Source organism: Desulfobulbus rhabdoformis (assembly GCF_016919065.1).
GTDB lineage: Bacteria > Desulfobacterota > Desulfobulbia > Desulfobulbales > Desulfobulbaceae > Desulfobulbus > Desulfobulbus rhabdoformis.
This window is the reverse complement of the sequence record NZ_JAFFQA010000006.1, coordinates 44,905-71,194: the sequence shown is the minus strand read 5'-3', so window position 1 is coordinate 71,194 and position 26,290 is coordinate 44,905. Positions and strand designations below refer to the sequence as shown.

The window sequence follows — 26,290 nt, the reverse complement described above, 5'->3', positions numbered from 1 at the left end:
CAAACTATTTGCCTCACCTCTTGAGTATTACCATCATGACTGTGCAAACCCGCATTATGCTTTTTATTGTTGGATCGGGTTTTCTAGCAAGCCTGCTCTTTTCTTTGGTGGTCTTCTATGAAATGGTTGAGCAGCCCTTTAACCTCTTGGATACAGTATTGCATGAGGAGGGAACCAGGGTCGTGCGATCACTTGTTGACTCCCCTGAAACATCTATGACTGAGAGGGGCAGGCAAAATCTTGGGATCGATCAATACTGGATTGAGATCAGGGGGGCAGCGAATAACTCGCTTATATTTCGCTCAAAGCTTGCTGAGGACATCCCCCTTGTTGCTTTGCCGTCCGGTTCGGTTGCTATTGTACATCCCCAGATTATTCAAGAACAGCCGTTGAGCAAAACCACTCCCCCTGTGTTACGGATGACTTCCTTCCTTGTTGAAAGGGCCGGTCAGCACTTTCGGGTCCAGATAGGGCGGCCAATGGAAAAACTCCATGAGGAAATCGGAGAGGTAGTTTATGGGCTGTTGGCGGGCCTGATTTTTTCCACTCTGGTACTCTGTGCGGTTAGCCGATGGGTGGCCAAAAAAATTTTACAGCCAGTGCAGCATATTAAGGACCTTGCCAGGGATATAAGTGAACAAAACTTAAGCCGACGAATTCCCTTGCAGGAACCTGGTGACGAGATCAGCGAGTTGGCGCGGACAATCAACCACATGCTTGACCGGTTGCAGCATTCCTTTAATCGCCAGCGAACATTTCTCTATGCCACCTCTCACGAATTGAAAACGCCTTTAGCCTCGATCCGTTTAGCGATTGATGAAATTTTGTCCAGAGAAACAGCAGAGGGGCTGGCCTTGGTCCAGGAGGATTTCCTGCGAATCAGTCAGCAAAGCTTTCGCCTAGAGCGGCTGGTCAAAGATCAGTTGACGCTGTCTTCATTAGAAACAATGACCGGTGGTAAGTGGAATCCGGTTGACCTTTCAACCCTGCTGGGTTCACTGGTAGAAGAATTTTCTCTCCTTGCTGAAGAGGGGAGTATCGCCATGCAGGCCATGATTGAACCAGATTGTGTGGTCCAGGGGGATGAGGGAAAACTCCAGAGAGCATTGATCAATATTTTGGACAACGCCTTGAAGTTTACCAGAAAAGAAGGGCAAATTGAAATTTCCGCTGCCCTAAGAACGGATACAGTGGTGATCACCGTCGCCAATACGGGTGCAGGTCTAGACGAGGCCGAGTGCAAAGAGGTCTTTGACCCTTTTTTTCGTGGCGAGAAATCGCGAGCACTTGAGTTTGGTGGTTTTGGCTTAGGCCTGACAATTGTTAAAAAAATTATTGAACTCCATCAAGGGAGCATTACCTTCTCAAGTGGTTTGGAACAGCGTACCACCGTTATGCTTCGTTTACCTCGTCTGTAGCCAAATCCCAGGCAAGGCATCATGCTCCGATTATTCCTGCTTTTGGAGGATGGTGAGCTGATACGTTTTCACACACCCTGCTAATCAGACATTCTTTATCAACAAAAAAAGAGAACTACATGCGGATACTGATTATTGACGATGAACCGGAACTCTGCCAACAGATTGCAAAATCATTGATAAAACAACGGTATGCCGTTGACACTGCAGGATCTGGAACAATGGCTCTGGAGAAGATTTTTACCAATCCTTACGATTTGATCGTGCTTGATATCATGCTTCCGGAAAAAGACGGTTTCACCGTTCTCGAAGAGCTACGTGGCGATAAAATGGCTGTACCGGTATTGATGTTAACGGCAAAGGGCGATATTTCCGATCGGGTCAAGGGGCTGGATTTAGGTGCAGATGATTATCTGCATAAACCTTTTTCCATGGCAGAACTGTTGGCGCGTATTCGGGCATTGCTGCGACGAGCTCACGAACAAACAAGCTTACAGCTTTCAATTGGTAAGCTCTGTCTTGATACCAACACCCATATCGTCACCCTGAGTGGAGAGACAATCAATCTCACCCCCAAGGAGTTTTCCTTGCTGGAATTTCTTCTGTACAATCGTAACCGAGCAATTTCCCGATTCAATCTGGCCGAACATGTTTGGGGAGAAGCCTTTGATCCCTTTACTATGTCCAATAACATTGATGTCCATATCAAAAATTTACGAAAAAAGATAAACGACGTGTCAGGTGAACTGATTGTTACCGTGCGTGGGATTGGGTATATGGCCCGGGATGAACAAGCATGAAAATCCGGTGTCTCATTCCCCAATAGTTGACTCTCGCGATTTACCTGACCTAGACTGAAAAACCTGTTCCCCTCTCTGCTGCCCCCTGGAAAGTCAATTTTATCAGAATAAATCACTGTAGTTACGACCGGATTATTTCTTTCCCTTCACCACAAGCCGCTTTCCCTGAAAACCGATAATGAGCCAACCGATGTAGGCCACCAGGAAACAAAAGGTCAGGTTCAATCCGCCAACCCCCATACTCTGTATCGGCAGTGGCCACAGGTATGGAGAACCATGATACCGCTCAAGAAAGGTGGGCGTAAAAATGGTATTGAGCCAGGCGAGTATAAGAAAGAGCGGCAAGAGATAGATAGAGACATAGCGGGCGTAATGCCCAGCCAGGAAACGATTATACTCATCATTGAGTTCTTCATCGGTCACCCGGTAAAGAGCGCTGCGACTCTGTTTATCTGAAATGAGTTGCAGATTCTGTTGCTTTTCCCGTTTCGCCGCAAAATCCGTATTAAATTGTCGAACCTTTTGCTCAACCCGAAGTAACCTACGCAGACTAAACGAAAACATGGCCAGAACTCCTGCGAGCAGGATCACATGGGCAAGCGGAGGCAGGTGCATAGAGAGAAAAGGTGTGATCAATAAGAATTCAAGCACATACCCCGTACCCACAAAAAGAGGCGTCAGGTAATTGAGGTAGATGACATCAAGCAGTTCGGTTAATTGATCCATGAGTCACTCGAATGAGAAGGGAAAACGGGTAAAAAAACTATCGTCTCGACCGATAAATTACCAGGAAGCGGGCTCCTGCTCAAGTGCGATAGATCCGTTCAAAAAAAATGGGGACAACCGTTCCCGGTCATCCCCACAGATACATCTGCGAACTCTCTGATCTTAACGGAGGAACCAGAGCAAATCTGCATATTTGAGGCAGGTCAGGATCAGGGCTAGTGCCAGCATTCTCTTGAGAAAGATCTCCGGCAGCATTTTCTGAATTTTCGGTCCAACGATACCACCAAGCATAGCACCGGCAGCGATCAGTGCAGCCATAACCCAGTCAGGTTGATAGCCAAGCATGGTGTACTTGGCAACCGCACCAATGGAGGTGGCAAAGGTACCGGCAAGAGCGATCGGAACGGCCAGATACATGGGGTAGCCAACCAGGGTGGTCATGAAGGGCATGAACATGAAACCACCACCAACGCCAAAGGCGGAAGCAATGATCCCCATAAGCACACCACCTACAAGCATCATCAACGGACGGGCAACAAAGGTCTCCCCCCAGAAGGAAATGTTAAATTTAAGGAAATTGAATTTTTCGAATTCAACCTTCCCCATTTCCATAGCCTTACCAGACTCTTTGGCCTCTTTAACAGCTGCGTTAAATTTCTTAACGATGGCCTGCATGGCTTTTTTCTTGGCAATTGCACTGGGCAGGGACTCGGTGAACAGTTTGATACCGATAACCAGACAGATGATACCCAGGTAGAATTTAAATGCAGCCAGGTTGAGGTATTTGGCCGACAGGGGCGGTCCAATAAAGAAAGCACCCGCAACAATACCAATGGCAAAAGGAATCGCAACCGGGTAGGCAAAACGTTTCTCTTTCACGAAGGTCATCAGACCGGTGATCGGGGAACACATGGTGAGAAAGAGGTTGGTCGGTTTAATGGTGTTACCGGCATTGATACCGATCGGGCCTTTGGTTCCAACAACGGTGATTTGGAATGCCGCCGTGAAAAGACCACCGGCAGCCCCCATGATGACAAAAAGCATACCGATGATGAAGGCGCCACCAAAGACAACCAGCGGGTTCATGTAGACGTTACCGGTAGCAAAGAAGAAACCGGATTTCTCGATGGTTACGGTGTCGACCTTGTCGCCGTTTACATAGACGGCCAGTTTGGTCTCAGGAGCAAGATTCTTGTATGGGGTCATGGAAACCGAGAATTTACCGGTTGCCTTATCAAGCTCTACTGCGACACCTTCGTTCCAGCGCTCCTGGGTGGTGGTGTAGTCGGACATGATCATACGAGCATTGCCGCCCCCTTTACCAGGCTCTTTAGAAACGGTGTTGATACCGAACTTTTTCTCATGGGTAAAAGTTACAAACTTCCACTGTGCCTCTGTGGAAACCGGACCCAACATAGGAATCAGGGAAGGATCAATTTTTTCCCAGGACAGGATTTTGTTGACCATAACCCGGTATTTAAAAGGCGGGAAGGCAAACAGCCCCTTGGTTTGTCCTTTCCATACCTCTTTCGGTGCGGCCAGAGTCTCAGGGGCGCTGGTTACAACATAAAAGCTGGCAGGGATTTCAGTGTCGCCAAAGGCGTTTTTGCCATTTTTGCCGTTGGTCAAACGAGATTTTTCTTTGGGGCCGGGGGCATCTTGAGGAGCAAACATCTTCTCAGATGCAACGGTAACGTACAGCTCCTGACCGGGCTCAATGGTACCGGAAACGGTAATCGGGGTGCCAGCCTTTACCTGGGTGCTCCCAAGTTTGGCATCGGCAGCCTGAGAATTTGAAGTAAAGAGGAACACTGCGGAGAGGACCGCAGCGACCAGACCAGTTACTTTTTTCATGCAATTTCTCCTTCCAACTTAAAATGAATGATCACGCTACAAAAATTCTTATCATGCAAGCTCAACCTATACGAGACCTCCTCCTTGTCCGGAATTTTTCAGGTAAACAAAAATGGGCAAATCAAAAAAATTCCTTTAAGAAACAAGCTATTATCCCTGTTCCTGTTCTAAAACACTATTCACTTTAGATTCAAGCTCATCACGATCTATGGGTTTGACGCAGTATTCGTCAGCCCCCAGACTGATAGCCTCACGTGCGGTTTCAATGGTTGGGTAGCCAGTGAGGATGATGGCCCGCAAGGCTGGATTATTTTCCTTGAGAATTGCCAACACTTCAATGCCACTCATTTTTTTGAGCTTGATATCCAATATTGCCAAATCTATGGGAGTATTTTGGGCAAAATTGATGGCCTCATCTTCCTCAGTAAAAGTGTGGACATTGTGCCCTTTTTTCTTCAAAATTTTGGCGATAAGGACCGTCGCATCTTCAACGTCATCCAATGAGAGAATTTCAGCCATGTGTACTCCTGAGCATTTTGGGGATGGTGGTGGATGACCAACCTGCATCACCCTGTCTTGCGAGTTTGCCCGCCCTTCACATTGCAACGCTTTTACTGCAGAGTGAATGAGGGCTTTTCTTCGGGCATCCCCTATAAAATCACTTAAAGTCAATCGGTTAAATCATGTCACACGTGAAGATATCATTGATTCATTGATCAACTGCCCCTTGTATTAGCAGGCCTGATGCCAGGTTTAATTATTTTTTATATTTAAACGAGTATCCCGCTGTAATTCGGAGTGTATTGCCTTTGACTGAGACCTGAATCCGTGAGCATGCATCGGAGTGTCAGCATCCCATTTTGTGGTATGCCGATTAAAGCACACTTTATCGGCCTGTTACGAACGATGACGGTGGAGCGCGGATGAATGTCTCAAGGGGCGGCGGGTGAAACTGAACAACAAATGAATTAGTTTAAAAATCTTTGTTTTATTAATGGGATACCTTGTTCAGAGCCTGCTCGCCGTCACGGATTCAGGGGGCAGTTACGTCAGGTTTGGACAAGGTAAATGGAACTCCAAACGAAAGTACTTAAGTGCAACATTTTGGTTGCACTGAAACAAATAGATTGCGCTTTTTAGATCGGTTTTACGAATGAGTTTTTGGAGTGGAGTGAGGACTTAACCGACTACTTCCGTACAGGTAAGGGGAGAGGAGAAGGAGTGGAACGAGCAAAAAGGGGATAACCATGTGACAGTTATCCCCTTGCTGAGAAGGTAATACGCTTTTTTTCTAACGAAGAAACCAGAGCAGGTCAGCGTATTTGAGGCAGGTTAAAATTAAGGCAAATGCCAACATTCTCTTCAAGAAAATTTCTGGCAACATTTTTTGGATTTTTGGTCCAACAATTCCACCAAGCATTGCACCGGCGGCAATTAAGGCTGCCATAATCCAGTCAGGCTGATATCCAAGCATGGTGTATTTTGTCACAGCTCCAATAGAGGTTGCCCAGGCGCCAGCCAGACCGATAGGGACTGCAAGATACATCGGATAACCGACCAAGGTGGTCATAAAAGGCATAAACATGAAACCACCACCAACACCAAATGCAGAGGCGATAATCCCCATAAGTACTCCACCGACAAGCATCATCAGCGGACGGGCTACAAAGGTCTCACCCCAGAAAGAAATATTAAATTTAAGGAAGTTGAATTTTTCAAATTCAACTTTTCCCATTTCCATGGCCTTTCCTGACTCCTTTGCCTCTTTGACTGCAGCGTTGAATTTTTTGACGATAGCCTGCATGGCCTTTTTCTTGGCAATGGCGCTAGGCAAGGATTCGGTAAAGAGTTTAACACCAATAACCAGACAGATAATTCCCAGATAAAATTTAAAGGCTGCCAGGTTAAGATATTTTGCTGACAGTGGCGGTCCGATGAAAAAGGCACCTGCCACAATACCAATGGCGAAGGGAATGGCTACAGGGTAGGCAAACCGTTTTTCTTTGATAAAAGTCATGAGCCCTGTGATCGGTGAGCACATCGTCAGAAAAAGGTTGGTCGGTTTGATGGTGTTGCCTGCATTAATACCAATCGGACCTTTGGTGCCGACAACGGTGATCTGGAACGCTGCGGTGAACAGGCCACCAGCGGCACCCATAATAACAAAAAGTACTCCGATAACGAAAGCGCCACCAAAAACAACCAACGGGTTCATGTAGACATTGCCGGTAGCGAAGAAAAAACCGGATTTTTCTATGGTGACGCTATCTACCTTGTCACCGTTTACATAGACAGCGAGTTTGGTATCCGGAGCCAGATTTTTATAGGGCGTCATGGTCACGGAAAATTTACCACTGGCCTTATCGAGCTGTACCTCAACTCCTTCATTCCATAGCTCCGGGGTGGTGTTGTAATCCGACATGATCATGCGCGCATTTCCACCACCTTTGCCAGGTTCCTTTGAGACAGTGTTGACTCCAAACTTTTTCTCATGGGTAAAGGTTACAAATTCCCACTGATTTTCAGTAGAGACCGGTCCCAACATGGAGATTAAGGCGGGATTAATCTCCTCCCAGGGGAGAATTTTGTTCACCATGACGCGGTATTTAAACGGGGGAAAGGCGAAAATACCTTTAGTCTGTCCTTTCCATACCTCCTGGGGAGCCGCCAGAGTTTCAGGAGCGGTAGTGACCACGTAATAACTCGGAGGTATCTCGGTATCACCAAAGGCATCTTTACCGTTTTTGCCATTGGTCAGGCGAGACTGCTCTTTAGGACCGGGGGCATCTTTGGGCGCAAACATCTTTTCCGAAGCCACAGTCACATACAGTTCTTTTCCGGGGGGTATGGTACCACTGACAGTTATCGGGCTCCCAGCCTTGACCTGAGTATTCGCCAGTTTGGCATCAGCAGCCTGCGAATGTGAGGTAAACAGTAAAACCGTGGAAAGCACCACGGAGACTAATACGGCTACTTTTTTCATGTATTTTCTCCTTCAGTATAATTTTTAGAGACACCCTTAAGAGCACCTTGTTGCACAACCTTTGCTTCGGGGTATACCTCCTCGAAGTGTTTGTTGTTTATCCTTACAGGAAAAGGGAAAATCAGATGTACCTTTTAAATAACTTGTTGAAAAACCAATGGTTTTAAATTTTTTAAAACGAAACAGCGCGTTCTTTTTGCAATGCATCATCGGAATGTTTGTTCAAGGATACTTGTAACCTTCGATTCCAACTCGTAACGATCAATGGGTTTGACACAGTATTCGTCTACGCGCAGTTTGATAGCCTCACGTGCGCTTGCAAGCGTTGGATACCCTGTCAGAATAATCGCTCGAAGCAGCGGGTGGGTTTTCTTGAGTTCGGCAAGCACTTTCAAGCCACTCATCTCCTTGAGGTTTACGTCCAAAATAGCTAAATCTACATGATTTTTTTGGGCAAAGGTAATGGCGGCAGTTCCTTCTGTGAAGGTATGAACTCTATGCCCCTTCTTTGTGAGTATTTTTCCGATGAGGGTAGTTGCGTCTTGCACGTCATCCAAGGAAATAATCTCAGCCATGTATCCACCTCGTTGTTATGGTCGGGATTGCCTATACAGAGGATACTTGCTTAATTTTGAGCAAAAATATAAATTACCACACTTCTGTTGCAGAAGTGTAAGACTCTCATCTGAAGTTTCAGTAAAAGCATCGAGAAGATCATAAAGTCATGCAATATTCTATTCCCAACCTGAGTTCATTCAATTCCGTTATAGCAGAGTTCATGCCAATTGATTTAATTTTACACTGCTACGCAGCCTAACTCTATTGCCTGCGACGGTTTCTCCAAATTTGCTTTTCAAATAACCAGAATATAAAAAGGTAAAACTCCTTATTTAACCTGGATTTTTGGTGCAACAATAGAGTTGCACTGAAACAAATAGTTTGCAGGGTGCTTGAATAATTCTAAATGGTGCTATGAAAAAACAGGGAGTGCAGCAGGAAAAGGCTAAACCGCCTATTCCTACAATGTGGTGCAGTGAAAAGTATATTTCACGACTAAAGGAGGGGAAAAAATTCTTTTCAGCGTTTATGCATCATCGCCTGGTAGTAGACCTGAACAAATTTACCGGACATGGTATCCACGCTGGAAAAATCTAAATTTCCGCCAGGGGGGAAAATCCCCGCCAAGGTGAGGTAGGCGTTTTTTGAGAGTCGCCGAAGACCTTCCTGTACAGACAGATCCATCTGCGAGTCTTGACGGAGAGAGAAAAGACGACAACGAAGAGGGCGAAAGGCAAAGAGCAGGCATCCACCGTCATCCCCAAGAAGCGGGCAGCGGAAACCAGCTTGCCCGCAGAGTTGCTGAAACTCTTCACTTGGCAGACCCGGGGATTGACGGTGCAACTCTTTGAGCTTGTGGGTCATGGTGACAGCGCGCTCAATAACCTCCAATCGTTTGTCTTTACTTAGATTTTTATTTATCATCTTGCTGAGATAGTGACTCTCGATCAAGAGCATGTCAAAGGGCTCAAAGCAGCAGGGACTGTTTGCCTGGCCACAACAGTGTTCTCTATTGTGTGTCTCTCCATACTGGTCGTCAATGGCAGCGACAAAGGTCTTGTAATCACTGACCAGAGCCTGAGTATCAATGCCGACCTGATTGTCGATAGAGGGGCTTTTTGATTGGAGGATGCCTTCCTGTTTGCCGTATTTGCGGAGCAGTTTCCACTGGGAGTAGTTGGTTGGCTTGGCGCGGTTCCCCTTAAGTGCCTTTTCCGTCATCTTCAGACCAAGCCCCCTGCGGAGCATATAGGCCGAAACAAAGGTACCGGTTCGACCAAAACCGTGGCGACAGTGCACCAACACTTTTTTGTTGAGGTACACCGCCTCATCCAGCCACTCAAGCGCCTTTTCCATCTCTTCAAGGTCTGGAGCGCATTCATCAGCAACCGGCAGGTAATACACCTCAAATCCAGACTGTTCTTCAATTTGATGTAGATCGCAGAATTCACCGCAGAGATTGACGATCGCAGAGATTCCCTGCTCACGTATGGCATCAAGCTCTTCATATGACATGGGCGCATAGCCGGTTGCCAGATGCTCCGTGATCCAGGTCAGTTCATAGTTGGACATAGCTTTCCTTTGCGGTTACCGTCTGTTACTGGGTAAAGGTATAGACACCGTTTAAATACTGCGAGACAAGTTCCGGGACTTGGCTGTCCTCACGCAGAACCAAGTCCATAAGCTTAGTGGCACCAAGTAACTTTCCAAGGTTATCCAGAAGTTCGTAGATTTCTTCCTGACTTCGTTCGACCAATCGGCCGTCTATGAGGTCTCCCTTGGTGGTTGTTGTAAACCCGTAATGCTGCAAAACAGCTTCAAGAAATTGCACGCGAAGGTGTCTCCCCGCATATTCGCCGCCACCGCCTGCAAATCGTATCTGTGCATAATTCAATCTGGGATCAGCTCCACAGACCGCATCAATGAGAGTAAAATGATAGCCAAAACGCATATTTACATTTAAATATCCCTGGCCAACGATTGCATAAGAGGCAAGATCGCCGCTTTGAGTGGAGGCCATTCCACCGGCAAGAACCACATCATCAAAACTTTTCCAATCAAAATGCTGGTGGGAGTCCCAATCAATATCGGGATGCGACAGCCCTCCCCAAAGCGCTGTAAGTGCGACTGATTGAAATTCCTCAACGGGAAGAGAACCGATCGCCGTGGACTTTTTCGCGTTGCGCAGGTCAAGCACATAGAGATCTATGGGGAGTTCTGTCCTGATTTTCAATGCTCTCTGCGACTTACCCGAGACCATATCACCAAGAAAAAACATGGCTGTAAGGGAGCGTTCATGGCTGTAGCGGATGATATCATGCATTGAACGGCAACCTTGAGGGCTAAAACTGTCGGCGCGGGGATCGGTAAGCTGCAGAGGGGTGATAAATCGAAGAATAGAGCTGATGCGTTTGTGGTAACTTTGTTCCCTTTGCTCATGAAGTCTGGGGAGGCTCGCAAGTTGTCCACTGATATTGCCAGAAAATATTTTGCAGTGACTCGCATCCAGGGTCACCAAGTGCCCCTCAGGCAGGAGATCACTGACTCCTTGGGCATGAACCAATAAAGGTATGCCTTTTTCTCTACAGACCGTTGAAAAATGCCCTGCCAATGCCCCTTTTTCAGCAATAATGGCAGAGACATGCCCCGTGATCTCAACCAGACTTGGAGGGGTTTCCCTGACAATGCAAAGAGCTCCATCGGGAGGCCGCTTTGTACCTACCTGGCTCAGATAGTGCGCCACAGGTCCGGCAGCGACACCTCTGGAGGCACAAACTCCACCGGCGTAGACGATCTCTCCTTCAATCTCCCGTTCGGACTGTGGGTGCCCGAAATCGTTACGGTCTGAAAGTGTCGAACCAAGAGGCCTGCTTTGTAAAAGAAAAAGCTGTCCCTGTTCATCAAGAGACCACTCAATATCCTGAGCGACATCACCGAAATTCTTCTCAATAACCATTGCTTTTTCGGCAAGTTCCTGGATTTGCTGCTGACTGAGCATGGGGGCATTGCCTGTATCACCGTCAAGTTTCTCACGTACAAGCCCCTCTGTTGTGCTTACAAGACGTTCACCCTGCGCAGAAGGGAGAGGCAGTTGAACATCTAAGGTGGCGCGATGCACCAGGTAGGTTTCTGGAATTTCCTGACCGCTCACTAAAAGATCGCCTAGGCCGTGTACACATTCAATGAGCAGGTACTGGTCGCTCTCATCGCCGTAGGGGAGCTGGGTATAGATGACTCCGCTTATGGAAGCATGCACCAGTTTTTGGACAACGACTGCCAGGGGGGTTTCTTCATCCATAAAGCCAAGATGAATTCGGTACAGCAGGGCCTGCACCGAATATTTCGAGGCGATAACCTCCAGGTAGGCCTGGGCCAGGTTCTCAGACCGTACGCCGAGCAGGGATTCATACTGACCTGCAAAAGAATAGGTTCCATCTTCTTTTTGAGCCGAAGATCGAACTGCAAGGTTACAGTGTTTATCTTCATATTTTTGAAGAGATAACAGAAACTCTTCAAGTTCGTTCTTAATATGCAGAGGGACTTGTGCCCCTAAAATAAGGGTCTGTATTTCCGAGGAAATCCGAGCGCATTCTTCAGCGTTACGGGGATCAATCTGGGCGAGAAGCGAATTTATGGGAGTACGAAGCTTATTTTCCTCAATCAACGAGAAATAAGCGGTCGTTGTGATGACAAAGCCATCAGGGAGAGCAAAGCCCTGTTCTTTGAGTAGTCCCAGGTTGTAGCCTTTATTGCCCAGCAATAATGCATCGCTGTGTTGCTCACCGAGTTTTACGACAAAGGGAGGAATGGTAAATTGCTCAGGCGGGGCGAGAAGGAAGCGAATATAAAAATCAAATTTGGTGAAATACTGTCTGAGAGAGCGAGCAGCTGTTGGATTCATCTGCTCCAGGCTTTCAACCATGGCCAGAACGGCCTGGCTAAAGTCTTTATAACGTTTAGAAACCCGGGCGAGATCCTCATAGCGATTGTCATGAAAAAGCTCTTCAAATTCCGCCATGAGGTTGTGGGCGGCGCTGTCCTGTTCAAGCAATCGACGAAAGGCATCGTAGGAGTGTTGCAGCATCTTGTCCGGTGCGAACAACCTATACGACCAATGCCTGAGAAGAGCCTGTACGGGGACAGCCATACGCTACACTCCATCGACGGAAGGAATACGACCAAGATCAGGGAGGGATACCTAAAGGGCATCTTGAATAATTCCTGAATCCGTGACGACGGGTGGTTACCTGTACTTTTATCGGCATATCACAAAAAATGAAACTGACGCACCGATGAATGCTCACGGGTTCAAGTAATTGTTTTTATCTGCCAATCTCGCAGAGTCTGGCGCTTACCTCGTGAGGCGAATAATTGTATCCTCGGAGGACACCCGCCATTACAAAACAAATAGAATAACGACTCCTGGTCGTTCAAGAATCAACAGTTTCGGCAACCACCCGCAATGATTCCCCTTGAAAAGTTACCACATCACCGGGATAAATTTTTTTTCGCTTTCGCATCTCAACCTGGTTATTCAGCAAAACCATTCCTTCACTGATAACAAAGCGTGCTTCACCACCACTGGCGCAAAGATTTTCCCGCTTGAGGAGTTTGTCGAGTTCTATATAAGGCGTATTTATAGTCACGCTCTGTTCATTTGGTAAAGCCATGGAATTCTTCTTAGGCAAGTGGTGTAAGTCTACCCAGTAACTGCTTCATATTCTGTCGTATTTGGACATACTCATCCATAGACAACCCCGCTCCCAAACCGACTTTCTGGGACATTTCCTCTGTCAGAAAATCGCCGGGGGCATGAGCATCTGCGTTAATGGCCAGTAAAGCACCGGTTTTGCGTGCCACCTGGGCGACATGGCCATTGGTCAAGCTGTGCCCTTTACGGCCAGAAAGCTCAAGGAGAATACCTTTTTCAGCCGCAAGTTCAGCCTCCTGCTCAGTGATAAAACCGGGATGGGCAAGAAGGTCAACACCAGCCTCCAAGGCAGCACGGTTTGTTCCCGGCAAGACTGGTTCCACCGGTGTTTCTCCATGGACAACGACTAACTGAGCACCAAGTTGGCGGCATTCCACAGTGAGGGGACCAATCAATGCGGGGGGAACATGGGTTAATTCAACACCAACGACAAGCTGTGTTGCGTTGACAGCATTAAGTTCCTGAGCCACTCGAATGAGATTGGGAATGAGGATGCCGATATTGGAGGAATCGGCATGATCGGTGATGGCAATGGCCTCATATCCCATCTCTTCGACGCGGCGGACATGTTCAGAGGGCACAAGGGCCCCATCGCTAAAAAAAGTATGCGTATGGAAATCTATCATAGTGGTGTCTCATTAAACTCATTGAGTAGAAAATCAACTCTTTATCCCTGAGAATAGAGCAGGGGCTATACAGGTTCCTTAATACAGGGGGGCTTGAATCATTAGATTTTTCAATCAAGGTCAGATAAGCGCAGACTTCGAGGCATGCAAAAAATTTTACCGCAGGCATATACATGATATCGGAGTCTTCGCTTACCTCCGAGGATAAAATTTTTCGCATAACGAGGTAAGCGTCAGACTCCGGGAGATTGGCAGAAAAAGCAATTATTCAAGATTCCCTACAGTAAACGGTCACGAAGCCAATATACTCCGAAGCAAACTCGCCGGATTTAGGCAAGGACTGCTCGAAGCGAATGGTTACCGGCATGAATAATACGTACCTGGATCAAGTCGCCCGGTAAGATGCCAGCAACAGGTTCGTTGATGTGGACCACATGATTACCGCCGGTCCTGGCTTTAATCGATGTCTCGGAACATACCTCAACCATAACCTCAACAGTATTCTCTAACAGTTCAGAATTTCGTTCTAATGAAATCTCATCCTGCCGTTTTTGAAAGATCGCCAAACGCTCGGATTTAACCGCTTCAGGAACCTTATCAGTAAACTGGGCTGAACGGGTATGAGGACGATCTGAATATTTAAAAGAAAAGGAGCTGTGATAGCGAACCTGATTCAGCAGATCCATGGTAGCTGTAAAATCGGAATCGGTCTCACCGGGAAAACCAACGATGATATCTGTTGCCAGGGCAATGTCTGGGCAATAGGACCGCAAGCCATCAACCTTTTCCAAATACTGCTCAACCGTGTATTTTCGGTTCATCCGCTTGAGCACGGTGTTTGATCCAGCCTGTACCGGCAGATGGAAATGCGGGCAGAGATTTTCAAGCTCGGCAAAGCAGCGCATGAGTTCATCGGTTAAATCCTTTGGGTGCGACGTGGTAAAACGGAGCCGTTGTATCCCTTCAGTGGCCGCAACCTGACGTAAAAGCTCCGGAAAGCCAACAGGCTGGTCAGCAACAGCATTTGTCTGTCCGTAGGAGTTTACGTTCTGCCCCAGCAAAGTGATCTCACGCACACCTTGGCGTGCGAGGATGGCCACCTCTTCAAGGATATCGGCAACCGGACGGCTGATCTCACGACCTCGGGTACCAGGCACGACGCAATAGGCACAGAAATTATTACACCCCTGCATAATCGTGACAAAACGTTTAAATCCCTGGGGAGCAGGGGAGGGGGGTGAGTTTTCCAGAAGTTTCTGAAAGGGGGGAATCTCAAAGGATGCATCGAGATTGGTCGCAATTTCTCTGCTGGTTTCCTTTTGGCTGAGCCGCTGAACCATTTCAGGTAGTTGATAAATCTGTTGAGTCCCGACAATAAGATCCACATGGGGCATGCGCTCCCGGATGTGTTCCCCTTCCTGCTGGGCGACACATCCGGTTACCCCTAACAGCATTGCTGGATTCCGTTTTTTCTCATCACGCAGGCTCCCCAGTAAACTGAAAACTTTCTGTTCCGCCTTTTCCCGAATAGAGCAGGTGTTTAGCAAGACGAGATCGGCACCCTCCGGAGTACTGGTGAGGCTATAGCCATCCTGGGCAAGGAGCTGCTCAATGATTTCAGAATCACGTTCGTTCATCTGGCAGCCAAAGGTTTTGATATACAGGCTTTTACTCATAATTCTAGAAGGAATTCGCACAATTTTCCGGGCAGCGACCAGGGTAGGGGGTTAGATCTTGAGCCAATGCTTCGACTAATCACATGGTTTCGGTCAACCGGCAATCCAGGGTCTGGATACGGACCAGACCCTGCTTGGCGGCTATGGTGGAGACAATAGCCAACCCATCGTATCCTTCAAAAATAAATCGAAGCCAGCTTATTTTTTCCGGACGGATACGGAGATAACATTCAACTACGGCAGCCATATCTCTCTCGTACTTGTAAGCGAGTATTAAACTGAGATGGTAGCGTCGAAATTACCCAACAGCCCCTGGTATTTCTCCAAGACCGGGACCACATGTTCGTCGAGATATTCACTGGTCTGCATACCGGCACGGCCTGTAAACTGCTGGTAGTCACCGATAAGCTCTTCCAATTCCTTGGTTTCAAAGGGGACACGGTCATCTGCAGATAGACGCTCAAGCAAGTTATTGGTCAAGCCCTTCATCTTAACGTCAAAGCCGGCAGCAACGGAATGTTCGCGTATGACTTCATGCATCTCCTGACGACTTTTGCCGCGCTCAACACAGGCCATGAGAATTTTTTCGGTGGCCATGAAGGGGAGTTCTTCGCGAAGGTGCTTCTCAATTTGTTTCGGATAAACAACCATATCACTGGTAATGTTGATATATAGCTTCAATACGGCATCCGTGAGCAAAAAGGCCTGGGCCATATCCATACGGCGAATTGCGGAGTCATCCAGGGTTCGCTCAAACCACTGATTGGCAGCGGTCGCTCCGAAGTTCACTGGCAGGCCCATAAGTTTTCGGGCCAGGCCGGTCATGCGCTCACTTCGCATGGGATTTCGTTTATAGGCCATGGCAGAACTCCCCACCTGTTTGCTGGCAAAGGGCTCTTCCTGAACCTTGAGGTTGGAAAGCAGGCGAAGATCAACAGCAAATTTGTGTGCCGACTCGCCAATGCCTGCGAGAGTCTCGGATGTTTTCATATCGAGCTTGCGAGGATAGGTCTGGCCAGTCACGGCAAAAACCTGGTCAAAACCAAGTTTTTTAGCCACTAACCGATCAAGTTTACGGACCTTTTCGTGATCCCCATTAAAAAGCTCAATAAATGTAGCCTGGGTGCCGACGGTTCCCTTGGCCCCACGGGCCTTGAGTTGTTTCTCAAGCGACTCGACGTAATCCAGATCCATTAATAAATCTTGCAAATACAAAGTGTTACGCTTACCAACCGTAGTAGGCTGTGCAGGTTGGTAGTGGGTATAGCCAAGTGTGGCTAAATCCCTGTGAGTGCGGCAAAATTTCTCCAGGTTCGCAATAACCTGAATCAATGCGGATTTAACCAGTTGAAGCGCCTGTTTCTGCACAAAAAGATCGGTGTTGCAGACAACAAACTGTGAGGTGGCCCCCAGATGGATAATCGGCTCAGCAAGCGGACAACACTGGCCGTAGGCAAAAACATGAGCCATGACATCGTGACGAATCTCGCGCTCTTTGGCCGTGGCCACATCAAAATCGATATTTTCGATATTGGCTTTTAATTCAGCCACCATTTCAGCGGTGACCGCACCAAGTCCGAGTTCATGCTGGGCCTCGGCAAGAGCAACCCAGCATTTACGCCACTGGGTAAATTTAAACCGCTCGGAAAACAATTCCTGCATAGCGCGGCTGGTGTAACGGGATACCAAAGGCTCCTGATAGATCTCACGATTCATGGCGTTGTCTCTATGGGGTTAAAGGATAAGGGAAAGCTCAAAAAAGCTTCACGCAACACTGGATGAAGAAAACGCAGTGCTGACAACACAGAGCTGAGTTTCTCGAATTTCACAATGTCGCATAATATATATTATGTTAAATTTTAGATATGGTAATGAATTCAAGGCAGTAAAACATGGGTAGCCTGGACCTGATCCTGCTCTATCCCTCGAAACCAGGATCGTTTCAAATGGAAAACCAGATCATGGGGGCTCTTGTAATTATGTCCATTTTCAGCCAGATGAAAGCCAATCCCAGGAAAAACATGACCATTTGCCTGAACTCGAAAACGTAAATGCCCGTTACTCCGCTTGGGATGCATCAAACGCTCACGGGATAACAAAAAGCTTGGCTCTGGATTCCCCTCGCCAAAGGGTTGCAGTCGCTGCAACGCACGTGCAAAGTGCTTGGTCAATGCCTTTTTTTCAGTAAAGTGGTAATCAATTTCTATCCCCCTGCCCTGTCCCAGAGGTTCACCACAACCGCACACCTTGGCGTTAAAAAGTTCAGCAAAATGTTCTATATTTGCCTGTTCTATGGTCAGGCCAATGGCCATGGCGTGTCCACCATACTGAGAAATAAACTCTTTGCACTGTTCAAGTAAATCAAAGAGATGCACCCCGGCTACCGAACGCCCGGAACCTTTGAGGCTTGTGGAATCGGCACCGACCTGTTCATCAGTGAAAATGATTACCGGACGACCATACCGCTCGGCTATACGAGATGCGACAATACCCAATACCCCGGGATGGCACCCTTCCTGATAGATTGCCAACCCTTCCCTACCCGTTGCGATCTGCTCTTTGCACTGTATTTCTATTGCTTCCAAGGCATCAAGCTCAAGTGTTTTACGCTCAACATTAAACTGATCGAGGGCATCAGCCGGATCTTGGGCTGTCTGGGAGGTCTGCGAGAGCAGTAATTCAACAGCGACCCCCGGTTCTCCGAGCCGACCAGAGGCATTGATTCGCGGGGCCAGTCTATAGGAGATGTCTTCGGCTAATATTTCTCGCTCAGCGATGCCGCAACGCTCACAGAGCGCATGAACCCCTGGTCGCTGTTTTTCTGATAATACCTCAAGGCCTGCCCGCACCAAAATACGATTTATCCCAACCAGAGGCACCACATCAGCCACCGTTCCCAGCGCCACAAGATCGAGATATTTTTTCAAGTTGAGCTGGGTGCCATCAAAAACACCGTGTTCTGTAAAAGCCTTGCGCAAGGCCATGACAAGGTAGAAGGCCACCCCAACTCCGGCAAGCTGGGAAAAAGGGAAAAGGCAGTCAGCCTGTTTGGGGTTGATTATGGCGCCAGCACGGGGCAATTCAGCCTGTGGCTCATGGTGATCGGTGATGATGACATCAAATCCCTGTTGCCGGGCATATTCGACCTCGTCGATGGCTGTAATCCCGCAATCAACCGTAATCAACACCCCTCCCCTGCCAGGATTGTCAAGTTGCTCGATGAGGCGCCTGATCGAGTGTCTTGAAAGACCATACCGTTCTTCAAGTCGATTAGGAATGACGTAACAGGTCGAAATTCCGATCTCACGGAAGAAAGCAGTCAGTAAGGTGGTTGAGGTGATGCCGTCCACATCATAGTCCCCGTGAATGAGTATGGGGAGTTGATTTTTATAGGCCTCAAGAAGAATACGCACCCCTGCCTCAATTCCTTTCATGGAATCGGGTGATGGCAGCATGGTAAGCTGAGGATTAAGAAATTGATCAATCCGTTCAAGTGTATCGATGCCGCGTACGTATAAGATCTCTCCAAGCTGGGGAGGCAAACGAAAATGATTGGCTGCTTGAGCCCCAAATCGTTTTGTTTCCGGATTTTTCAGATGGGGAGATAAAATATACAGAGGGTGTGGCATCGCAATAGTTCGTAATTGTAAGTGAAGATGTCTTCATCCTGAATCCTCAGGATCCAGGTTTAAAGGACAGGAGAACTCAGGAAGAAGAGTGGTATAAGCTCTATTCAGGCCGCTAAAAGTTATTCTACCTGAAGAAAATGTTCCGCATCGGCCAACACTTTAGCAGGTTGATCCACATCATACCAGCGGATATCTTCAGAGCGATTAAACCAGGTAAACTGGCGCTTTGCATAACGGCGGGTATCTTGAATAAGGCTCGTGGTTGCCGCGGCAAAATCCCAGCACCCCTGCAGATACCCCACCATATGCCGGTAGCCGATTGACTGCATCGAACTCAGTTCAGGGCCGTACCCCCCTGCCAAAAGAGATTCAACCTCTTGCTGAAATGCTGGACACATCATCTTGTTTGTTCGCAATTTTATACGATCATACAAGATAGATCGTTCGGTGCGCAATCCTATTTGAAGCAGTCGGGTAAAATGAACAGGCGGCTGTCTTTTAGTCTGCTCCTTGAGATGCTGCGACCAGGGACGGCCAGTGGCCAGAAAAATTTCGAGGCCTCTGAGCAGACGCTGCGTATCATTTTTATGGATTCGAGAACTGCTTTCCGGGTCAACCCGGCAAAACTCTTGAAAGAGTGACTCTCTTCCCTCTTGTTCAAGCCTGAGCTGCAGGGCATGGCGCAGACTCTCCGGCACTTTGATTTCCTCAAAGAGTCCATTCAAAAGCGCACGGAGATACAACCCCGTGCCCCCTGTGATCAAGGGAACTTTGCCCTTTTTTATAATCTCTTCAACGGCGGCCAAAGCATCGTGAACAAACCGGGCTGCATCATACTGGTCATCCGGATTCACAATATCGATAAGATAATGCGGTACCTGACTGCGCTCTTCAACAGTTGCCTTGGCGGTACCTATATCCATGAGCCGATACACCTGCATGGAGTCCATGGAAATGATCTCGCAACTGAACCGAGCCGCCATTTCAAGGGAAAGTGCTGTTTTACCGATGGCCGTGGGGCCAATCAAGACAAGCACCGGAGATGTAATTCGCTTGGTTTCAGACATTGTACTGATGATTTATTCGTCCTGTACAAAGGTGATCAGCGGTTGTAGCTGCTGAGCTTTTTTCGGCCCTATCCCACTAATTTTATGCAAATCTTCAACACTGTTGAGTGTTCCGTGTATCGCAATGAACTCCCTGATATTTTTTGCCAATTGAATGCCGACACCAGGTAGCAGCTCCAAATCCTGTTGGCTTGCCCGGTTTATGGCTAATGGTTCAAACAAAAAAAGGGCATAGCGGGCAGCTATGGCCTTATTACGAATACCATTTGAGCTGAGCGGTATAAAATTGGCTTTTTTTTGGTTGGGAGCCGTCCAGATCAGTTGTGTATGAGAGTCAGGCTGAAGACCGTAGTGTCGTGTTTCTAATTTGTGGACACTGGGCCAAAAATCAACAAGAATGAGCACAAGGCCGAAAAGAAAAAGGACAAGCGCGCGCTTGTCCCTATCTCTGCCCCGATGAAGAACAATGACCCTATCAGCTATCGGATTTACCATCCTTCATCAATTTGTAATTAATACTATCGGCAAGCGCCTGCCAGCTGGCTTCAATGATGTTGACTGACACGCCAACTGTCCCCCAACTCTCTTCAAGATCCTTGCTTTCAACAAGTACACGTACCTTGGCCCCGGTGCCATGTTCACCTGTCAGTACACGTACCTTGTAATCGTGAAGCTCCATATCCTCAAGTGACGGATAAAACCGGATGAGCGCCTTACGCAATGCCTTATCCAGGGCGTTGACCGGTCCATCGCCCATGGCGGCGGTGTGTTCAGCCTGGCCGTTCACCCAAAGGCGAATAGTGGCCTCGGTCAAGGGGTTCTTGCTGATATCGTACTTATGATTCATGACGCGAAAGGCTTCCAGGTCGAAGTAATCCTGATGCAGGCCAAGCGCACGCCGCATCAAGAGCTCAAAACTTGCCTCCGCTGCCTCGTACTGGTAACCGCGGTTTTCCAACTCCTTGAGTTCTTTGACGATATTGGCCATACGCGGATCGCTGCTTTCCAGATCAAGTCCATACTTGCGCGCCTTCATCAGCACATTGGCCCGTCCGGACTGGTCAGAGATGAGAACCCTACGTACATTGCCCACCTTTGCAGGTTCAATATGCTCGTAGGTCATTGGGTTGCGCTGGACCGCACTGACATGGATCCCTGCCTTATGGGCAAAGGAGGACTCCCCTACATAAGGCTGGTAACGATTATGCGGCAGATTGGCAAGTTCATTGACCATACGTGCCGTGGTGTAGAGGCAGTCTATATATTTGCCCACCTTACACTCAAGCCCCATTTTAAAGACAATGGCCGGTATAATCGAGGTCAGGTTGGCGTTACCGCACCGCTCACCAAAACCGTTAATGGTCCCCTGTACCTGGCTTGCCCCCATATCAACGGATATCAGGGCGTTTGCCACCGCGGTTTCCGAGTCATTGTGGGGATGAATACCAATCTTAACCTCTTTCCCTTGCTCGGCCACAAACTGCTTTACCCGTTCCATGATTGCGGGAATTTCTTGGGGCAGTGTGCCGCCGTTGGTGTCGCAGAGGATAATAGTCTCAGCCCCACCGGCAATTGCACGACCAATGGTTGCAAGACAGTATTCCCGGTTATTTTTAAAACCATCGAAAAAATGCTCGGCGTCATAGAGCAGATGCTCGACCTGTGGCCGGAGAAAGGCAAGCGAGTCCTCGATAATGGTAAGATTATCTTTCAGTTCGATCCGTAGGGCATCAATGACGTGGATATCCCAACTCTTTCCGAAAATGGTAATTGCTGGTGTCTTCGCAGCAAGCAATGCCTGCAAATTACCGTCATGTTCAGGCTTTTTCTGAAAATGCCTGGTTGAGCCAAAGGCGGCAAGTTTTGCCTGTTTTAGCTCGACATCTTGCATTTTTTTGAAAAATTCCACGGCCAGAGGGTTTGAACCTGGCCAGCCACCCTCGATAAAATCAATACCAATTCGGTCAAGTTGCCTGCATACCTTGATTTTATCATCCACCGAAAGATTGAAATTTTCGGCTTGAGTTCCATCTCTAAGGGTGGTGTCGTACAGCTCTATAACGCGGGACATTATCTCTTACTCGGTCTCTTCTATGGGGGCATTATCTTTGTCCAGAGCAAAGGCATCATGCAGTGTCCGAACAGCAAGTTCCGTATATTTTTCAGCAATAATGCAGGAAACTTTAATCTCAGAGGTGGAGACCATCATCATATTGATCCCTTCTTTGGCAAGGATCTGGAACATGGTGGAGGCAATCCCCGTGTGGTTACGCATACCGACACCAACAATGGAGACCTTGGCTATGTCCTTATCGCCACTCACTGAATCTGCCTTAATATCTTTAGCCACGTTTTGCAAAATGTCCATGGCACGCTGGTAATCATTGCGTGGAACCGTGAAGGTCATATCTGTGAGCTGCCCATCTGTAGTATTTTGAATGATCATATCAACCAAAATACCCGCATCACTGATGGGGAGAAAGATTTTTGCCGCAACTCCGGGTTGATCCGGAACTTTCTTGATGGTGATTCGAGCTTCTTTTTTACTGTAGGTAATGCCGGATACCAGCATGGATTCCATAATTTTCTCCTCCTCAACGACCCAGGTACCAATATTTTCAGAAAATGTGGAACGTACATGGACAGGTACGCTAAACCGTTTTGCCAACCCAACCGAACGAATGTCGAGCACCTTGGCACCAAGGCTTGCCAACTCCAGCATTTCGTCATAACTGATGTAGTCAATCTTTTTCGCCTGAGCACAGACATTGGGGTCGGTGGTATAGACCCCTTCAACATCGGTAAAAATTTCACAGGCATCGGCCTGGAGAGCCGCAGCCAAAGCTACCGCTGTGGTATCTGAGCCGCCGCGGCCAAGGGTGGTAATGTCACCGTTGTCGGCCACGCCCTGAAAGCCAGCGATGGTGACAATCTTGTTTTGATCCAGATATTTGCTAATATTTTCGGGGTCAATAGAATCAATTCGTGCCTTGGTGTGCATATTATCGGTATGAATGGCTACCTGATCCCCCAAAAGGGAGACCGCATCATAGCCTGCTTCCTTGACCGCCATGGCAAAAAGCGCCACCGTAACCTGCTCTCCGGTGGCCAGGAGCATATCCATCTCGCGAGAGTTAGGAATACGCTGAATGTCATTTGCAAGCCCCGTTAAACGATCGGTTTCACCGGACATGGCTGAGAGAACCACCACCATCCGGTTGCCTGCCTTGTGATTTTTGATTACCCGTTGGGCAACTGCCTTGATTTTTTCAGTGGAACCTACAGAGGTTCCCCCAAATTTTTGTACGATGAGCGCCATATTTTTCCCGCTATGATGAAGGTGTCTGTGGGGCGAAAATCGTTGTAGACGACCAGGGGTAACTTGGTTCACTCAAGTTCCCTTAAAAAATGCATCTCCCCATATTCCCAATGTAGAATTGAAATATCAGCTCTATACCTGGCTCAAATTGAATGCGATTCTTGCGCGTTGAGTGAAAAAACTCAGCCCTCAGGATATCCCCTGAGTGTTTTGAATCATTTCAGCCTCTGATGAGCATACTGAAGAATTGCGCGGCAACAACGAAAAGCGGATCAAAGAATGTAAACTGTATTTTTAAATTTGCAACCTCTATCCATATTCTGTACATACGGTGTCTATTTTTCTGTTTTTTAAGTTGAAGGTAATTTAAATGGCTGAGCCCCTACACATCGTTCTGGTTGAACCGGAAATTCCACCCAACACCGGGTCCATTGCCCGGCTCTGTGGAGCGACAGATACCATCCTGGATTTGGTGCACCCTCTCGGTTTTAAGGTGGATGACAAACATCTTAAACGGGCGGGACTTGATTATTGGCCCTTTGTCCAGATCAATCACTGGCCAAATTTCGAGACATTCCTCAACGACCAACAGGAGAACACGCTTCATTTTTTAACCACAAAAACAGAGCGATTGTATACAGATGTCCAGTTTCACCCAGGAGACAAGCTGGTCTTTGGTAAAGAGACAAAAGGCTTGCCCGAAGATCTGATCAAGCTGTATAGTGACCGCTGCTTGACCATTCCCATGAGTAACAACCATATCCGCAGCCTCAATCTGGCCATGTCTGCGGGTATCGTTCTTTATGAGGCCCTGCGGCAAATCCGCGGGTAACCCGACACTCAAAATAGCAGCCCCCAAAAAGTAACCAACTATTCAAGCGCGTACCAAGGAGAGAGAGGAATGCCCGAAAGAATTTATAACTTCAGTCCCGGACCCGGCACCCTGCCCTATTCAGTTCTTCAGGAAGCCGCTGTTGATATCGTTAATTACAAGAATAAAGGCATTGGCTTAATCGAACTCAGCCACCGCTCCAAAGAGTTCATGGCTGTAGCCGATGAGGCTGAAGCGCTGATCCGTGAGTTACTTGGGGTTCCGGCCAATTATAAAGTACTCTTTTTACAAGGTGGAGCCAGTTCTCAATTTTTTATGGTGCCGATGAACCTGCTGCAGCCAGGGGATAAGGCAACCTATCTCAATACCGGTGTCTGGTCTAAAAAGGCCATCAAAGAAGCCAAACTCTTTGGCGATATCAATGTTGCTTATACCTCCGAAGCCACCACGTTTAACCGTGTTCCTACCGACGCTGAATACGAAGTTGCCGCTGAGAGCAAGTACCTCTATTTTGTGAGCAATAACACTATCTACGGCACCCAGTTCCCTGCTATGCCCGCCAAGGATGCCATGCTGATATCCGATATGTCGTCAGATATCTTTTCCCGTCCTTTTGACGTCAGTAAATTTGGCCTTATCTTCGCCGGTGCACAGAAAAATATCGGTCCTGCCGGGGTCACTCTGGTTATTATCCGTGATGATCTTTTAGAGCAGGTCGGTGACACTGTCCCCACAATGCTCAAATACAAGACCCACGCAGAGAAGGGATCCATGTTCAACACCCCCCCCTGTTTTGGTATCTACTGTGTTGGTCGGGTTATGAACTGGCTCAAAGAGCAGGGAGGCGTCAGCGCCATTGAAAAAATCAACCGCAAGAAAGCAGATCTGGTCTATGAAGTCATCGACTCCACCGATTTTTACCGTGGTCATGCCGAAATCGACTCCCGCTCTATGATGAACATCGCCTTTAACCTGCCCACCGCAGAACTTGAGGCCCAATTCATCCAAGAGGCAACAGCGGTCGGCCTGGACGGCCTCAAAGGGCACCGATCTGTCGGGGGGTGTCGCGCCTCTATCTACAACGCGTTTCCTCAAGAAGGCATTGAGAAACTGGTTGATTTCATGAACGATTTTTCCAAGAAAAACGGCTGATCTTTTCTTTCCCCGTTCATGGCGGACTGGCCGCTGTGAACGGGGATTTTTTCTGCATGGATTATCAAGGCGATATCATACGGCCTCCCAGCGAGGCATTCTCCATCATTCTTCAGGTGAGTGTGGGCTGCTCCCACAACCGTTGTACGTTCTGTGCAGCCTACCGCGACAGGGACAAGAAATTTACAATTAAATCCTGGAAACGGATAGCAGCAGACCTTGACTTCGCGGCCACCTACTGTAGTCATCAAACAACACTCTTTTTGGCTGATGGCGATGCACTGGCCATGGAAGATACCCTCTTTCAAGAGCTTTTACGCCTGATCAAAGTAAAGCTCCCCTGGGTTCGCCGGGTGAGCACCTATGCTACGTGCCAGAATATTGCCCAAAAAACCGATCAACAACTTCGTGTGTATAAAAACCTGGGCCTGCGACGCATTTACATGGGGTTGGAAACAGGCCATGATGCCACTCTACAGGCAATCTGCAAGGGGGTTGATGCTCAGGCTATGATTACGGCAGGGAAGCGAGTGCGTGCTGCCGGGCTCTTTCTCTCTGTCACCTGTCTTCTGGGAATAGCTGGAGTGCATAATTCAATTGCCCATGCTCAGGCAACGGCTGCCGTGCTGAATCAAATGCATCCCCACCAGATTGCAGTGCTCACCCTGATGCTGCTTCCGGGAACGCCACTTTATCGGCTCGCCAGACAAGGTCGTTTCACTTTGCCTGATCAGGTCGGCCTCTTTCAAGAACTGCACACACTGCTCTTAGGGCTTGAGGACAACCGCACACAATTTTACGCCAACCACGCATCAAATTATTTTTCTCTCAGTGGCCGCCTCCCCAAGGATAAAGACTCCATGATCGCCACTATCCAGGCAGCCCTTGAAGGATCACTCAGCATTAAATCAGAATTTCAGCGCGCCCTGTAATACATCC

At 48.0% G+C, this 26,290-nt stretch carries 22 protein-coding genes; 5 read left to right on the top strand and 17 right to left on the bottom strand.

What is annotated here, in order from left to right; translation table 11 throughout:
• Positions 1-35: 35 nt before the first annotated feature.
• Together JWJ90_RS04585 and JWJ90_RS04580 are read left to right on the top strand one after the other, a co-directional pair.
• Entirely contained in the window at positions 36-1,418 is a 1,383-nt protein-coding gene (locus tag JWJ90_RS04585) for a sensor histidine kinase (RefSeq protein ID WP_205226020.1), read from the top strand.
• Between the two features lie 119 nt (positions 1,419-1,537).
• Entirely contained in the window at positions 1,538-2,218 is a 681-nt protein-coding gene (locus JWJ90_RS04580; RefSeq protein ID WP_205226019.1) for a response regulator transcription factor, read from the top strand.
• Between the two features lie 132 nt (positions 2,219-2,350).
• Here JWJ90_RS04580 and JWJ90_RS04575 read toward each other — a convergent pair whose 3' ends face one another.
• From JWJ90_RS04575 to JWJ90_RS04495, 17 genes are all read right to left on the bottom strand, one after another.
• Positions 2,351-2,944 (bottom strand): hypothetical protein, encoded by a 594-nt coding sequence (locus JWJ90_RS04575; RefSeq protein ID WP_205226018.1) that lies wholly within the window; start codon positions 2,942-2,944, stop codon positions 2,351-2,353.
• A gap of 162 nt (positions 2,945-3,106) precedes the next feature.
• Positions 3,107-4,798, bottom strand: a complete 1,692-nt coding sequence (locus JWJ90_RS04570) for a sulfite exporter TauE/SafE family protein (protein ID WP_205226017.1) — start codon at positions 4,796-4,798, stop codon at positions 3,107-3,109.
• 150 nt (positions 4,799-4,948) lie between these two features.
• Positions 4,949-5,317: a response regulator gene (locus JWJ90_RS04565; protein ID WP_205226016.1), complete on the bottom strand. Its 369-nt coding sequence runs from the start codon at positions 5,315-5,317 to the stop codon at positions 4,949-4,951.
• Between the two features lie 772 nt (positions 5,318-6,089).
• Complete coding sequence (locus tag JWJ90_RS04560) at positions 6,090-7,781, bottom strand: sulfite exporter TauE/SafE family protein (protein WP_205226015.1); 1,692 nt, start codon at positions 7,779-7,781, stop codon at positions 6,090-6,092.
• Between the two features lie 206 nt (positions 7,782-7,987).
• A complete protein-coding gene (locus JWJ90_RS04555; protein ID WP_205226014.1) occupies positions 7,988-8,356 on the bottom strand; it encodes a response regulator in 369 nt (122 codons plus the stop codon).
• Between the two features lie 502 nt (positions 8,357-8,858).
• Entirely contained in the window at positions 8,859-9,911 is a 1,053-nt protein-coding gene (locus JWJ90_RS04550; RefSeq protein ID WP_205226013.1) for a protein-tyrosine phosphatase family protein, read from the bottom strand.
• 25 nt (positions 9,912-9,936) lie between these two features.
• On the bottom strand, positions 9,937-12,486 hold the full coding sequence (locus JWJ90_RS04545; RefSeq protein WP_205226012.1) for a PEP/pyruvate-binding domain-containing protein: 2,550 nt from the start codon (positions 12,484-12,486) through the stop codon (positions 9,937-9,939).
• A 283-nt stretch (positions 12,487-12,769) separates the two neighbouring features.
• The gene (locus JWJ90_RS04540) at positions 12,770-13,009 is read right to left on the bottom strand and encodes an RNA-binding S4 domain-containing protein (RefSeq protein WP_205226011.1); all 240 of its coding nucleotides are present in this window, start codon (positions 13,007-13,009) and stop codon (positions 12,770-12,772) included.
• Between the two features lie 10 nt (positions 13,010-13,019).
• Positions 13,020-13,676, bottom strand: coding sequence for a histidinol phosphate phosphatase domain-containing protein (locus tag JWJ90_RS04535; protein ID WP_205226010.1), 657 nt, complete (start codon positions 13,674-13,676; stop codon positions 13,020-13,022).
• Between the two features lie 329 nt (positions 13,677-14,005).
• Positions 14,006-15,352, bottom strand: a complete 1,347-nt coding sequence (gene miaB, locus JWJ90_RS04530) for a tRNA (N6-isopentenyl adenosine(37)-C2)-methylthiotransferase MiaB (protein ID WP_205226009.1) — start codon at positions 15,350-15,352, stop codon at positions 14,006-14,008.
• 79 nt (positions 15,353-15,431) lie between these two features.
• On the bottom strand, positions 15,432-15,599 hold the full coding sequence (locus JWJ90_RS04525) for a DUF4911 domain-containing protein (protein WP_205226008.1): 168 nt from the start codon (positions 15,597-15,599) through the stop codon (positions 15,432-15,434).
• Positions 15,600-15,625: 26 nt separating this feature from the next.
• Positions 15,626-17,068 carry an adenylosuccinate lyase gene (purB, locus tag JWJ90_RS04520; RefSeq protein ID WP_205226007.1) on the bottom strand — a complete coding sequence of 481 codons (1,443 nt, stop codon included), beginning with the start codon at positions 17,066-17,068 and terminating at the stop codon, positions 15,626-15,628.
• Positions 17,069-17,229: 161 nt separating this feature from the next.
• Positions 17,230-18,981 carry a single-stranded-DNA-specific exonuclease RecJ gene (gene recJ, locus JWJ90_RS04515; protein WP_205226006.1) on the bottom strand — a complete coding sequence of 584 codons (1,752 nt, stop codon included), beginning with the start codon at positions 18,979-18,981 and terminating at the stop codon, positions 17,230-17,232.
• 119 nt (positions 18,982-19,100) lie between these two features.
• Entirely contained in the window at positions 19,101-20,048 is a 948-nt protein-coding gene (miaA, locus tag JWJ90_RS04510; RefSeq protein ID WP_205226005.1) for a tRNA (adenosine(37)-N6)-dimethylallyltransferase MiaA, read from the bottom strand.
• Positions 20,049-20,060: 12 nt separating this feature from the next.
• Positions 20,061-20,543 carry a ComEA family DNA-binding protein gene (locus tag JWJ90_RS04505; RefSeq protein ID WP_205226004.1) on the bottom strand — a complete coding sequence of 161 codons (483 nt, stop codon included), beginning with the start codon at positions 20,541-20,543 and terminating at the stop codon, positions 20,061-20,063.
• On the bottom strand, positions 20,524-22,119 hold the full coding sequence (cimA, locus tag JWJ90_RS04500; RefSeq protein WP_205226003.1) for a citramalate synthase: 1,596 nt from the start codon (positions 22,117-22,119) through the stop codon (positions 20,524-20,526). Before cimA ends, JWJ90_RS04505 begins: the two co-directional genes overlap by 20 nt.
• Before the next feature lie 6 nt (positions 22,120-22,125).
• Entirely contained in the window at positions 22,126-23,367 is a 1,242-nt protein-coding gene (locus JWJ90_RS04495) for an aspartate kinase (RefSeq protein WP_205226002.1), read from the bottom strand.
• 370 nt (positions 23,368-23,737) lie between these two features.
• On the opposite strand from JWJ90_RS04495, the gene JWJ90_RS04490 reads away from it, so the two are divergent.
• The 3 genes from JWJ90_RS04490 (at position 23,738) to JWJ90_RS04480 (ending at position 26,283) form a co-directional block, all read left to right on the top strand.
• Complete coding sequence (locus JWJ90_RS04490) at positions 23,738-24,199, top strand: tRNA (cytidine(34)-2'-O)-methyltransferase (RefSeq protein ID WP_205226001.1); 462 nt, start codon at positions 23,738-23,740, stop codon at positions 24,197-24,199.
• Between the two features lie 69 nt (positions 24,200-24,268).
• Positions 24,269-25,351, top strand: a complete 1,083-nt coding sequence (gene serC / locus JWJ90_RS04485; protein WP_205226000.1) for a 3-phosphoserine/phosphohydroxythreonine transaminase — start codon at positions 24,269-24,271, stop codon at positions 25,349-25,351.
• A gap of 56 nt (positions 25,352-25,407) precedes the next feature.
• Positions 25,408-26,283, top strand: coding sequence for a radical SAM protein (locus JWJ90_RS04480; protein WP_205225999.1), 876 nt, complete (start codon positions 25,408-25,410; stop codon positions 26,281-26,283).
• Positions 26,284-26,290: the final 7 nt, after the last annotated feature.

Coding starts and splice junctions, on each gene's coding strand:
- JWJ90_RS04585 (WP_205226020.1), top strand. CDS start 36: ATGACTGTGCAAACCCGCATTATGCTTTTTATTGTTGGATCGGGTTTT.
- JWJ90_RS04580 (WP_205226019.1), top strand. CDS start 1,538: ATGCGGATACTGATTATTGACGATGAACCGGAACTCTGCCAACAGATT.
- JWJ90_RS04575 (WP_205226018.1), bottom strand. CDS start 2,944: ATGGATCAATTAACCGAACTGCTTGATGTCATCTACCTCAATTACCTG.
- JWJ90_RS04570 (WP_205226017.1), bottom strand. CDS start 4,798: ATGAAAAAAGTAACTGGTCTGGTCGCTGCGGTCCTCTCCGCAGTGTTC.
- JWJ90_RS04565 (WP_205226016.1), bottom strand. CDS start 5,317: ATGGCTGAAATTCTCTCATTGGATGACGTTGAAGATGCGACGGTCCTT.
- JWJ90_RS04560 (WP_205226015.1), bottom strand. CDS start 7,781: ATGAAAAAAGTAGCCGTATTAGTCTCCGTGGTGCTTTCCACGGTTTTA.
- JWJ90_RS04555 (WP_205226014.1), bottom strand. CDS start 8,356: ATGGCTGAGATTATTTCCTTGGATGACGTGCAAGACGCAACTACCCTC.
- JWJ90_RS04550 (WP_205226013.1), bottom strand. CDS start 9,911: ATGTCCAACTATGAACTGACCTGGATCACGGAGCATCTGGCAACCGGC.
- JWJ90_RS04545 (WP_205226012.1), bottom strand. CDS start 12,486: ATGGCTGTCCCCGTACAGGCTCTTCTCAGGCATTGGTCGTATAGGTTG.
- JWJ90_RS04540 (WP_205226011.1), bottom strand. CDS start 13,009: ATGGCTTTACCAAATGAACAGAGCGTGACTATAAATACGCCTTATATA.
- JWJ90_RS04535 (WP_205226010.1), bottom strand. CDS start 13,676: ATGATAGATTTCCATACGCATACTTTTTTTAGCGATGGGGCCCTTGTG.
- miaB (WP_205226009.1), bottom strand. CDS start 15,352: ATGAGTAAAAGCCTGTATATCAAAACCTTTGGCTGCCAGATGAACGAA.
- JWJ90_RS04525 (WP_205226008.1), bottom strand. CDS start 15,599: ATGGCTGCCGTAGTTGAATGTTATCTCCGTATCCGTCCGGAAAAAATA.
- purB (WP_205226007.1), bottom strand. CDS start 17,068: ATGAATCGTGAGATCTATCAGGAGCCTTTGGTATCCCGTTACACCAGC.
- recJ (WP_205226006.1), bottom strand. CDS start 18,981: ATGCCACACCCTCTGTATATTTTATCTCCCCATCTGAAAAATCCGGAA.
- miaA (WP_205226005.1), bottom strand. CDS start 20,048: ATGTCTGAAACCAAGCGAATTACATCTCCGGTGCTTGTCTTGATTGGC.
- JWJ90_RS04505 (WP_205226004.1), bottom strand. CDS start 20,543: ATGGTAAATCCGATAGCTGATAGGGTCATTGTTCTTCATCGGGGCAGA.
- cimA (WP_205226003.1), bottom strand. CDS start 22,119: ATGTCCCGCGTTATAGAGCTGTACGACACCACCCTTAGAGATGGAACT.
- JWJ90_RS04495 (WP_205226002.1), bottom strand. CDS start 23,367: ATGGCGCTCATCGTACAAAAATTTGGGGGAACCTCTGTAGGTTCCACT.
- JWJ90_RS04490 (WP_205226001.1), top strand. CDS start 23,738: ATGGCTGAGCCCCTACACATCGTTCTGGTTGAACCGGAAATTCCACCC.
- serC (WP_205226000.1), top strand. CDS start 24,269: ATGCCCGAAAGAATTTATAACTTCAGTCCCGGACCCGGCACCCTGCCC.
- JWJ90_RS04480 (WP_205225999.1), top strand. CDS start 25,408: ATGGATTATCAAGGCGATATCATACGGCCTCCCAGCGAGGCATTCTCC.